8 protein-coding genes are annotated in these 6,259 nt (G+C 70.9%); 3 read left to right on the top strand and 5 right to left on the bottom strand.

The window, feature by feature from the left end:
* The 4 genes from GP2_RS21065 to rimP all read right to left on the bottom strand — a co-directional run.
* Positions 1-497, bottom strand: a 497-nt coding sequence (locus tag GP2_RS21065; RefSeq protein ID WP_006898560.1) for a translation initiation factor IF-2 N-terminal domain-containing protein, incomplete at its 3' end; no start/stop codon positions are given.
* A 104-nt stretch (positions 498-601) separates the two neighbouring features.
* Entirely contained in the window at positions 602-886 is a 285-nt protein-coding gene (locus tag GP2_RS00920) for a YlxR family protein (RefSeq protein WP_040526126.1), read from the bottom strand.
* Between the two features lie 103 nt (positions 887-989).
* Positions 990-2,000: a transcription termination factor NusA gene (gene nusA, locus GP2_RS00915; RefSeq protein WP_006898559.1), complete on the bottom strand. Its 1,011-nt coding sequence runs from the start codon at positions 1,998-2,000 to the stop codon at positions 990-992.
* Between the two features lie 57 nt (positions 2,001-2,057).
* Positions 2,058-2,618, bottom strand: coding sequence for a ribosome maturation factor RimP (gene rimP, locus GP2_RS00910; RefSeq protein WP_006898558.1), 561 nt, complete (start codon positions 2,616-2,618; stop codon positions 2,058-2,060).
* 116 nt (positions 2,619-2,734) lie between these two features.
* On the opposite strand from rimP, the gene GP2_RS00905 reads away from it, so the two are divergent.
* Positions 2,735-3,247: a hypothetical protein gene (locus GP2_RS00905; RefSeq protein WP_040526160.1), complete on the top strand. Its 513-nt coding sequence runs from the start codon at positions 2,735-2,737 to the stop codon at positions 3,245-3,247.
* Complete coding sequence (locus GP2_RS00900) at positions 3,244-3,717, top strand: ferritin-like domain-containing protein (protein WP_006898556.1); 474 nt, start codon at positions 3,244-3,246, stop codon at positions 3,715-3,717. Before GP2_RS00905 ends, GP2_RS00900 begins: the two co-directional genes overlap by 4 nt.
* Positions 3,718-3,735: 18 nt before the next feature.
* Here the strand turns inward: GP2_RS00900 and GP2_RS00895 are convergent, their stop codons facing one another.
* Positions 3,736-5,466, bottom strand: coding sequence for a proline--tRNA ligase (locus GP2_RS00895; protein ID WP_040526158.1), 1,731 nt, complete (start codon positions 5,464-5,466; stop codon positions 3,736-3,738).
* Between GP2_RS00895 and yaaA the strand changes: the two genes are divergently transcribed.
* Complete coding sequence (gene yaaA, locus GP2_RS00890; RefSeq protein ID WP_174320672.1) at positions 5,465-6,247, top strand: peroxide stress protein YaaA; 783 nt, start codon at positions 5,465-5,467, stop codon at positions 6,245-6,247. The genes GP2_RS00895 and yaaA overlap by 2 nt on opposite strands.
* Positions 6,248-6,259: the final 12 nt, after the last annotated feature.

The following is a 6,259-nucleotide window of genomic DNA, read 5'->3' as shown; positions in this document are numbered from 1 at the left end:
GGGCGGGGTCCGGGAGCCTTCGACGGGGCCGGGCTGCCGGCCGATGCGGCCGGGGCCTGCGGGGTCGGTGCTGCCGGGGCCGGCTTGGGTCCGGGGGTGGGTGCCGGACGCTCGGCGGCCGGGGCAGCCGGCTGGGCCGGTGCGGGTCCGGGCTTGGGTGCACCCGGCTTGGGTGCGGTCGACGGGGTGGCCGAGGGGCCGGGGGTGGGTCGACCGGCCGCCGGGGCAGCCGGCGCGGCGCCGGGCTTGGGTGCACCGGACGGCTTGGGTCCGGGCTTTGCCGACGAACGAGGGCCGGGTGCCGGCGACGATCCGCCGTCCTTGGCTCCCCCGTCCTTCGGGGCGAACGATTCACGCAGTCGACGGGCCACGGGGGCCTCTACCGTCGACGACGCCGATTTGACGAACTCGCCCTGCTCCTTCAGACGCTCCAGCACCTGCTTGCTGGTCACGCCGAGCTCTTTGGCCAGTTCGTGCACGCGGGCTTTGCCTGCCACTGCTCTCCTTTGCTGGAGGCCAAGCGGCTTCAACCCGCTACGGCCTCGATCTATGTCCGGTACATGCTCATCGTGGGGACTTCACGGTGTGCTCATGTCTTCTGCTACCTGTTCCGGCTCCGAGGAGCCATTCCGTGGTGGGTGACCACGCCGAGTTGCTCGGCGAGATCGTCCGGGTCCGCGGTCAGACCGGGGGTCCGGAGTGCCGCGGCGAAGGCCCTGCGTCGCGTCGCTGCGGAGATGCACTCCGCGTCCGCATGCAACCAAGCGCCACGTCCCGGCATGGTCTTCGCGGAATCGACCACCACCCTGGGGACGTCTCCGCGCTGCTGCGCGACGACGCGAACCAACTCGCTGGTCTCTGCCCGTCGGCGGCAACCGACGCACATGCGCACTGGCCTGTGGTCGGTTCCTGCAGTCGGGGCGGATCGCTGAACCATCGATCAGTCTAGCGCGCGTCGGCGGTCGGCCGACAACCGGCTGTCACACGCGTCACGCGCCGGTGCCCTCCGGGTCGGGGTCGGCGTCGGATCGGATGTCGATCCGCCAGCCGGTGAGGCGGGCCGCCAGACGGGCGTTCTGCCCCTCCTTCCCGATCGCCAGCGACAGCTGGTAGTCGGGGACGACGACCCGGGCGGCCTTGGCCGCCGCGTCGACCACGGTGACCGATACAACCTTCGCGGGCGACAAAGCATTCCCCACGAAGACGGCCGGGTCGGTGTCGTAGTCGATGATGTCGATCTTCTCGCCGGACAACTCGCTCATCACGTTGCGCACGCGCTGTCCCATCGGGCCGATGCAGGCGCCCTTGGCGTTGAGCCCGGCGACACCGGTGTGCACCGCGATCTTGGAGCGGTGACCCGCCTCGCGGGCGACCGCGACGATCTCGACCGATCCGTCTTCGATCTCGGGGACCTCGAGCGAGAACAGCTTGCGCACGAGGTTCGGGTGGGTGCGCGAGAGGGTGATCTGCGGCCCGCGGGCTCCGCGGCTCACGCCGACGACGTAGCACTTGATGCGGTCGCCGTGCTTGTAGACCTCGCCGGGAACCTGCTCGGCGGGCGGGATGATGCCCTCGGTGGCGTTGGCGTCGCTGCCGATCTGCACCACGACCATGCCGCGGGCGTTGGCGCGGGCGTCCTGCTGCACGACGCCGCCGACGATCTCCCCCTCGTGCGTGACGAGGTCGCCGAAGTTCTTCTCGTTCTCCGCATCGCGCAGCCGCTGCAGGATGACCTGCCGGGCGGTGGTGGCGGCGATCCGGCCGAAGCCCTCGGGGGTGTCGTCCCACTCGTGGACGACCTCGCCGTTGGCGTCGAGCTCCTGGGCCATGACGCGCACGAGACCGGTCCTCCGGTTGACGTCGACGCGCGCATGCGGCGCGAACCCCTCGGTGTGGCGGTAGGCCGTCAGCAGGGCGGTCTCGATCGCGGTGATGACAGTCTCGATCGGGATGCCCTTGTCGGCCTCGATCATGCGCAGCGCGCCGATGTCGATGTTCATGCGGACGTACTCCTATTCACTTGTCCTGCTGTTCATTTGTCGTGTTCTTCATTGCGTTCAGACCTGCTTGCCGTCCCGTGAGCGCCGGCGGGCGATCTCGTCGGGGTCGAGGCCGCACAGCTCGAGTTCACGCACGCTCGGCTGGGAGAAGTCGACCTGCACGACCGCCTTGACGACGTCGGCGAGGGCGACGGCCTCCACGGCGATCCGCCCCTTGTGGTTGGCGACGATCTCGACGTCGGCCTCGGTCAGCCGGCCGATGCGCCCGGTGACCGTCCGCCTGCTCCCGTCCTCCGCGTCGGTCAGCCTGACCTCGACGCGGCGGCCGACGTTGCGCCGCCAGTGCCGGGGATGGGTGAGCGGACGGTCGACGCCGCGCGAGGTGACCTCGAGGACGTACGGGTCGTCGGAGAGATCGGGGACGGCGTCGAGGACGGCGGAGATCCGGTTGCTCAGGTCGGCGAGCACGTCGAGGTCGCTGCCGCCGTCGCGGTCGACGACGATCGTGAGCTCGTCGGCACCGTCACGCCGGGTGACGGTGACGTCCTCCAGATCGAAACCCTGGTCCTCGACAAGCTTTTCGACGAGTTCGCTGACCTGTGGCGGGCTGATCGGCATGCCATCTCCCCTCGTCTTCAGTTGTCGGGCCGTGCCGGATTCGCACGTCGTTGCGTGACACATGCTAGTGGATGCCGGCCGATGCCCCGACCACCCTGCACCGTTCGGCTGGCATCATGTGTCGCGTGATCAGACTCGATCGTCGCACCGTGCTGCGGGGCGGACTCCTCACCGGCGCGGCGTTGGCCGGGATGGGCGCCCTCGGCGTGTCGGGCTGCAGCACCGGCCCCACCGAGGAACAACTCACCGCCGAACGCCTCGTCCCCCTCGCCCGGGCGGCGCTCGCCGACGAGAGGAACGCGCGGGCCCTCGCCGCCACCGAGCCCGCCTACGCCGGCGCGCTCGCCATCGTGGCCGATCAGCGCGCCGACCACGCCCGGGCCCTGCGCGAGGAGATCACGCGCCTGGACCGGGACGTCGCGTCGACCATCGACGACACGGGCGAGGCCGGGACGTCGGGAAGCCCGGCGCCCCCGGCGCCACCGAGCCTGGTGGCGCTGCGCTCGTCCCTGGAACAGTCGGCCGGCGAGGCCCGCGACGTCGCGATCTCGCTGACCGGTTACCCGGCCGGCCTGGTCGGTTCGGTCGCGGCCTCGGTCCGCTCGATGCGAGAGGTGCAACTGGCATGACCACACCGGTCCCCACCCCGGGCGGCGCCGGCGCGCCCGACGCCGACCCGCTCGTCGCCGCCGCCGAGGCCGAGAACGCCGCGGTCTTCACCTACGGCGTCATCACGGCGTTCGTCGCCGCCGCGCGCCGCCGCCTGGTCGCCGACTTCGAGGCCGAGCACCGGGCCCGCCGTGACGAGATCGACCGCGCCATCACCGCGGCCGGCGGCACCCCGCCCGTCGCGGCGGCCGGTTACACGCTGCCGATCGACGTGACGGGACCGGAGTCGGCCGCGCGGGCGGCTCTCGTCGCAGAGGAGGATTGCGCCACCGCCTACCGGGCGCTGCTGGAGCAGGCCGACGACGAGACCGGACGCCGGATCGGCGTCGACGGCCTCTCGGAGTCCGCGCTCCGCGCCGCCCGGTGGCGCGTCGTGCTGCAGGAGTCCCCGGTCACCGTCGCGTTCCCGGGGTCCCCCGTCGCGGGCTGATCGCCGCCCGCTCGCGGGTCAGGCCCGCACGGCCCCGACGATCGCGTCCACCGCGCCGTCGACCGCGACCTCGGTGGCCTCGCCGGTGAAGCGATCGCGGATCTCGATGGTGCCGTTGGCGTAACCGCGTCCGACGACGACCACGGTCGGCATGCCGAGCAGCTCGGCGTCCTTGAACTTCACGCCCGGCGACGCCTTGCGGTCGTCGAGCAGGACCTCGATGCCGGCCGCGTCGAGATCGGCGGCGAGCGTCTCGGCGCCAGCGATCGCGGCCTCGTCCTTGTTCGCGATGACCAGGTGGACGTCGAACGGCGCCACCGACCTCGGCCAGCGCAGGCCCTTGTCGTCGTGGGACTGTTCGGCGATGACGGCGACCAGGCGCGACACGCCGATGCCGTAGGAACCCTGCGTGAGGCGGACGGGCTTGCCGTTCTCCCCGAGCACGTCGACCTCGAAGGCGTCGGTGTACTTCTGGCCGAGCTGGAAGATGTGGCCGATCTCGATGCCCTTGGCGCTCACCAGGACTCCCGCGCCGTCCGGCGACGGGTCGCCGTCGCGGACCTCGGCGGCCTCGATGGTGCCGTCCGGGGTGAAGTCGCGGCCGGCGACCAGACCGAAGTAGTGGCGGCCGGGCTCGTCGGCACCGGTGATCCACGACGTCCCGTCGACCACGCGCGGGTCGACGAGGTAACGGACGCCGTTGGCCTGCAGGGCCTTCGGACCGATGTAACCCTTGACCAGGAACGGATTCGCGGCGAAGTCCGCGTCGGTGAGCAACTCGACCTCGGCCGGCGAGACGGAGGCCTCGAGGCGCTTCATGTCGACCTCGCGGTCGCCGGGCACGCCGACACCGATGATCTCGGGATCCTTACCGGGCGCGTGCAGCTTCACCATCACGTTCTTGAGGGTGTCGGCGGCGGTGAACTCGCCGTCGAGGTTGGCGTTGGCCCACTCGACCAGACTGTCGATGGTCTCCGTGCCCGGGGTGTCGTGCACGACCGCCTCGGGCAGCCCCTCGATCGGACGCGGCTCCGGCGCGCGGGTCACCACGGCCTCGACATTGGCGGCGTAGCCGGACTCGAGGCACCGCACGAAGGTGTCCTCGCCGACCTCGGCCTCGGCCAGGAACTCCTCGGAGGCGCTGCCGCCCATCGCGCCGGAGGTCGCCGAGACGATGACGTATTTGACCTGCAGACGCTCGAAGATCTTCTGGTAGGCCTCGCGGTGGAGGTCGTAGGCCTTCTTCAGGCCGGCCTCGTCGAGGTCGAAGGAGTAGGCGTCCTTCATGACGAACTCGCGACCGCGCAGGATGCCGGCGCGCGGACGCTCCTCGTCGCGGTACTTCGTCTGGATCTGGTACAGGATGACGGGCATGTCCTTGTAGGACGAGTACTCGCCCTTGACCAGCTGCGCGAAGAGCTCCTCGTGCGTGGGACCGAGCAGCATGTCGGCGCCCTTGCGGTCCTTGAGGCGGAACAGCGCGTCGCCGTACTCCGTCCAGCGGTTGGTGGCCTCGTAGGGCTCACGCGGCAGCAGCGCCGGCAGGAGGATCTCCTGCGCGCCGATCGCGTTCATCTCCTCGCGGACGATGTCCTCGATGGCCTTGAGCACACGCAGGCCCAGCGGCAGCCAGGAGTAGACGCCCGGTGCGACGCGGCGGACGTAACCCGCCCTCACCAGCAACTTGTGGCTCGGCACCTCGGCATCGGCCGGGTCGTCGCGCAGGGTCCGCAGAAACAGGGTCGACATGCGTGTGATCACGACAAACCAGCTTAGTTATGGTGTTCCGGTGCTCGTCATCCTGCCTCCCTCCGAGACCAAATCCGACGGCGGGAGCGGCGCTCCCCTCGACCTCGACACGCTGTCGTTCCCGGAGCTGAACCCGACGCGCAAACGCATCGCCGAGGCCATCGTCGACCTCGCCTCGGACCTCGACGCCAGCCGCACGGCGCTCGGGCTCGGCGCCACCCAGCTCGCCGAGGTGGACCGCAACGCCGACCTGTGGCTCTCCCCCACCCGCCCGGCCATCGAGCGCTACACCGGGGTGCTCTACGACGCGCTCGACCACGCATCGCTCACCCGCGCGGGCAAGACCAAGGCGGCCGAGCGGCTGGCCATCGGGTCGGCGCTGTTCGGCGTCGTGCGCGCCGCCGACCCGATCCCCGCCTACCGGTTGTCCGGCGGCTCGAAGCTGCCCGGGATGCCGACGCTGAAGTCCATCTGGAAGCCCGAGCTCTCCCCTGCGCTCGACGCCGTCGACGACTTCGTCGTGGACCTGCGGTCGGGGGTGTACCAGCAGCTCGGGCCGGTGGCCGGCGCGGTCACCGCGACCGTGATGACCGAGCAGCCCGACGGCTCCCGCAAGGTCGTCAGCCACTTCAACAAGCACTACAAGGGGCTCATGGCGCGTGAGCTGGTGCAGACCCGGCGCACCGTCCGCGACATCGAGGGGCTGGCCGCGGTGCTGTCCGACGGGGGGACCCGAGTGGAGATCGCCGCCCCCGATCAGATCGTGGTGCTGACGGACTGAGTGCGAGGGCCG

The organism is Gordonia paraffinivorans NBRC 108238 (assembly GCF_000344155.1).
Taxonomy (GTDB): Bacteria; Actinomycetota; Actinomycetes; order Mycobacteriales; family Mycobacteriaceae; genus Gordonia; species Gordonia paraffinivorans.
The sequence above is the reverse complement of the archived record's forward strand: the minus strand, read 5'-3'. Positions and strand labels throughout refer to the sequence as shown.

Excerpts from the sequence above, each read along its gene's own strand:
- GP2_RS00920 (WP_040526126.1), bottom strand. The coding sequence starts at position 886 with ATGTGCGTCGGTTGCCGCCGACGGGCAGAGACCAGCGAGTTGGTTCGC.
- nusA (WP_006898559.1), bottom strand. The coding sequence starts at position 2,000 with ATGAACATCGACATCGGCGCGCTGCGCATGATCGAGGCCGACAAGGGC.
- rimP (WP_006898558.1), bottom strand. The coding sequence starts at position 2,618 with ATGCCGATCAGCCCGCCACAGGTCAGCGAACTCGTCGAAAAGCTTGTC.
- GP2_RS00905 (WP_040526160.1), top strand. The coding sequence starts at position 2,735 with ATGTGTCGCGTGATCAGACTCGATCGTCGCACCGTGCTGCGGGGCGGA.
- GP2_RS00900 (WP_006898556.1), top strand. The coding sequence starts at position 3,244 with ATGACCACACCGGTCCCCACCCCGGGCGGCGCCGGCGCGCCCGACGCC.
- yaaA (WP_174320672.1), top strand. The coding sequence starts at position 5,465 with ATGCGTGTGATCACGACAAACCAGCTTAGTTATGGTGTTCCGGTGCTC.
- GP2_RS00895 (WP_040526158.1), bottom strand. The coding sequence starts at position 5,466 with ATGTCGACCCTGTTTCTGCGGACCCTGCGCGACGACCCGGCCGATGCC.